Source organism: Micromonospora sp. LOL_024, from assembly GCF_048060415.1.
Taxonomy (GTDB): Bacteria; Actinomycetota; Actinomycetes; order Mycobacteriales; family Micromonosporaceae; genus Micromonospora.
On sequence record NZ_JBHMIS010000207.1, the window covers coordinates 1 to 383 of the forward strand.

Below are 383 nucleotides of genomic sequence, written 5' to 3' on the forward strand. Positions count from 1 at the left end.
TCGGGCTTAGACACCACAATGATCACGAAGCTCGTGCCTGCTCTGCTATACACCCCAACCGATCACTACCCGACCAGCCGCACGACCCCGGAACTTGCAACCGCCCTGTCAACCAGGGCCACTGGGCCATCGATCACTGCACTGGATCAAAGACACCTGTCAATTCCCTGGAATCGTGGAGGACTGGGTTATGCGGCCTGGTTCTCCAGGACGCGGGTGGTTGCTCGTTCGTAGTCGATCGGTGAGTGTCCGTCGCAGACGGAATGGCGGCGTCGGCGGTTGTAGAAGTCGGTGATCCAGCTGGCGATCTTCAGCCGGGCCTCGGTGCGGGTGCGGAACTGGTGACGGTGGACGTACTCGACCTTGATGGTGGAGAAGGTGGC

At 60.8% G+C, this 383-nt stretch carries 1 protein-coding gene; it reads right to left on the reverse strand.

The genetic code is table 11. The annotated features are described in order from the left end of the window. Positions 1-188: 188 nt before the first annotated feature. Positions 189-383 (reverse strand): IS3 family transposase (locus ACFHWY_RS28905; protein WP_416583389.1); only part of this gene is annotated, 195 nt, incomplete at its 5' end.